Consider the following 3,900-nt stretch of genomic DNA (forward strand, 5'->3'; position numbering starts at 1 on the left):
ATTTAGGGCTTGCTGAATAAATGTGAAATGTAGGCAAGGTAAGGGTTTTGTGGCTTTACGAGCGAAACAGGTGCAAGATTTTGAGAGAATCGTGCTTCAAAACCTTCAGTCTTCATCCGCCCGCGTCCTGTAGGGGCGAAGCATTCGGACAATAACCTATCGGTGAAACCGTAGATTTTCTATCCGAATGCTTCGCCCGTACTTTTTCAGCAAACCCCATTTAGCCACCACTAACGGGGGGAATCAAAACTATCTCATCGCCATTTTCGAGGATTTTCTCTCCCGAAACAAATTGAAGATTAACTCCAAAACGAGTAACATCGCGCCATCTTTCTAATTGAGGATAGGGGGCTATAATATAGTTTAACACTTCTGTAACGGAAGTGTGGGCAGGAAATTCGAGGTTTAATTGTGAAGTTTGATAGACTTCTTGATAAATAGCAAATAGTTTGACTGTGATCGTAATCTTTTCCATCTTTACATCAATATTTTTCCTAGGATAATAACATTAATTGAGAACCCTGTTCGGTTTTGCGGACTTCGATGCGATGTTGAAAAGCTTCTTTAAATTGGGGCATATGGGTGACAGTCAAAATACAGGCAAAATCGGCGGATATAGCGTTAATTGCCGCAATTAAGCGCTCGCATCCTTCCGCATCCTGAGTTCCGAATCCTTCGTCAACAATGAGCATTTGTAGGGCTGTTCCGGCTCTTTGTGCCAATAATCTCGCTAAAGCTAATCGAATCGAGAAATTAATCCGAAAAGCTTCTCCTCCTGAATAGGTTTCGTAGGGACGAGAGCCGCGGGTATCGCCAATAATAATATCTAAAGTATCGATTAACTTTTGTCGCTGTTTCTTCGTACCTTTACCGCTTTTTTGGGTTAAAAACTGCACATGAAATTGATTACCAGTTAAGCGAGCTAAGATATAATTAGTTTGGGCTTCTAACTCAGGTAAAACATTCTCAATCATCAGAGTTTGTAAACCATTTTTACCGAAAGCTATGGCTAACTCTTTATAAACTGTATATTGTTTTTTAACTTTAGCTAAATCGCCCTCTTTTTCTGTCAGTTGTTTACCTAAAGTTTCTAGTTGATGTAATTTCTCCTCAACCCGACCTTTTTGGGAGAGCAATCCATCAATTATCTGTCTTCGCTGTTGAATATTGGTCGATAATGCGGCTATTTCTTGGCGATAGTCAGTCAAAGTACCAATCTTTTGACTAATATTTGCTAACTCCTGATTCAGCTTCTGGCGATCCTGATTTCGCAGCTGTAATCTTTGCTCAATCTCAGCGATTTTAGCGGCTATTTCTGGATAATTTTTTTCTGCTTGTTGCCAGTCTTGATACTGTAATCTTACCCCCTGTAATTGTCGGATAAGATTTTGAATATTCTGATGTTCACTGCGATCATAATTTAAGTTTTGAATAAACTTTTCTAAGCGTTTAATTTCCTGTTTAAGTGGGGAGTTTTGACCTAGTTCTTGCTTCTCTTGTTCTAGTCTAGCTAATTGATTAATTAAATTAGGTTTCTCGGCCTTTATATTAGCTAAACGACGGTTTGCTTGCTTAATTTCTGATTCTTGAATTTCTGCCCAACGCCATCTTTTTTCTTCTCCTCTGACTAAAGCATGACTTTGTTCATCATAGTTTAAAAAGGCGATTTCTTGATTGACAATTTGTAATTCTTGCTGTAATTCTAGGGCATAATTGCCACTGCTTAAAAGTGCTTCTAACTCGACAAGTATCTCCTCGGTTTTCTCTAGTTCTATTTCCTTTTCTTCAATAGTTTCTAACTTGACTTCCAACTGCACATATTTTTGTTGTAGATTCGATCTTGCTGGCAATTCTTGTTTAATTTGGGCTAATTCCTTCCCTAAACGTTTTAAATCTCGATCGCAGTCTGCCATCTGTTCCTGTAGGGACCAGATTTGCTCTTGAATTTGTTCTTGATGTTGATGGGTTTTCCTGATTACCTGATGACGGTGATGACTGTCTAAATTCTGTTCACACAGAGGACAAACCGAATCGGGAATATTTAATTTTTCCAATTTATCAGTTAACTCTAAAAGTTGTTCTTCATATCTTTTCTGTTGCTCCAATAAACTTTTTTTATCCACTTGTTTAAGAGTTTCCTTTTCTTCAACTCGTTCACAATAGGTTTGTTTTTTATCCAGTTCCTTAATCCGTTTGGCTAAATTGAGAGCTTCCTCTCTTAGTAGAGGAATACGAGCGATTTCTGTCTCTAATTGTTGCCGATTTCTTTGCAGTTGTTCCCAACGAGCATTGATCTTAGCTTTTTCCCGTTCCAACTGCATATTTAAATCAGCTTTTCGGCTATTTAAAGGAGCATATTTTAAAGCTAATCTATCCAATTCCTGAAGACGTTGACGATGATAATTTAATTTCTCTAATCCTGCTTGAGTATCCCCCGCTTGCTCGATAATTTTTTGAGTTTCTTGTTCCTGTCTTCCCAATTCTTCTAAACGAGCGCTCGTTTGTTGGATAGGAAGGGTAAATTCGTTAATTTTTTGCTGTAATTTCTGTTCTAATTGTTGTTTATCATACTGGGCCTGTTGCCAAGCTTGCAATTGACTTGACAAACTTGCCTCTTTCTTGTCTAAATTGATTAGGCGCTCGTGTGCGGTAATAATCTCATTTTTGCGATGAAAAATAGTCTTTATTTGATTTAATTGATTGTCTAGACTAACTTTTTCCCGGTCTAATCTCTCGATTTCTGCTAATAAAGCTCGCTCCTGTTCTCTTTGCCACTGCAGCTGTTTTTCCCAATTCTGACGCTGATTTTCTTCCCCCTGTAGTTGCTGTAAACGCCGATTATTTACCTCTTGTTCTTGATTAATTTGGTCAATTTGGGTGCTTAACTCTTGCAGCTGTTCCCGATAAGAATTTTTCTCCTGAAGACGGAGTTTGATAGTTTCTACTTGCTGCTCGATCTGGAGGGACTGTCCATCAAATTGTTTCGATATATCCTTGGCTTTATTTGCTAAAATTTCATAGCGATCGAGTTGCAATAATTCTGCTAAAATCTGTTTACGACCACTGGGAGGCTGTTTCATAAACTCGTCCGCTTGTCCCTGCCGTAAATAAGCAGAATTAATGAAAGTTTTATGGTCTATTTTTAGATAAGTATTAATCTGTGCTTGGGTATCTTTAATACTTTTACCCGATAAAGGACGAAAACTCTGATCATTAATCACCTGAAAATCTAAACTAGAAGCTTTCCCTCCCCGGTGACGACTACGGATAATTTTATAGATTTCTCCCCCATAACTAAACTCGAAATCTACCCGCGCATAATCGCTGCCCGCATGAATCACATCATCAGCAATCGAGGTGCGACTTTCTCCCCAAATTGCCCAAGTAATTGCTTCGAGTAAAGAGGATTTTCCCGCACCATTGGCACCACAAATACAGGCAGTATGTAATCCGCGAAAATCTAGCACTGCCTCGCGATAACTGAGAAAATTTTTCAGGGTTAATTGTAGGGGAATCATAAGCTGGGAAGTGGGGAAGTGGGGAAGTGGGGAAGTGGGGAAGTGGGGAAGTGGGGAGAATACAGTACAACTTAGAAATTAATCAGAGGATAAAAAACCGAGGACAAGATAGCTTCAGCGCAATACCTCTGGGTGAATCTATTCGGTATCAATAACTCTCTCCTACAATAACCTCTAATCAAAGCTTAACTGAAATCAAGCCGGGAGCAAATGCGCTTTTTTGGTTCTCCGCAATTCTCCTCACCATCATCATCGGAAATTTTGGGTCTGAAACCCCGTCGTTCTACGACGGCTTTACTGTTAAATATTAGCACATTTACGAAATATATGCTAGTGTGAAAGGACATGGAAAAAGCCTATTCGTTTCGATTTTACCCCACAC

General features: G+C 39.1%; 2 protein-coding genes. Both read right to left on the minus strand.

All coding sequences use genetic code 11. From position 1 onward, the window contains the following. Positions 1-220 precede the first annotated feature (220 nt). Positions 221-475 (minus strand): MoaD/ThiS family protein, encoded by a 255-nt coding sequence (locus tag IM477_RS16680; RefSeq protein WP_061430532.1) that lies wholly within the window; start codon positions 473-475, stop codon positions 221-223. Positions 476-494: 19 nt separating this feature from the next. Continuing rightward, positions 495-3,518, minus strand: a complete 3,024-nt coding sequence (gene sbcC / locus IM477_RS16685; protein WP_287732686.1) for an exonuclease subunit SbcC — start codon at positions 3,516-3,518, stop codon at positions 495-497. Positions 3,519-3,900: the final 382 nt, after the last annotated feature.

Source organism: Microcystis sp. M090S1, assembly GCF_020246295.1.
Taxonomy (GTDB): Bacteria; Cyanobacteriota; Cyanobacteriia; order Cyanobacteriales; family Microcystaceae; genus Microcystis; species Microcystis aeruginosa.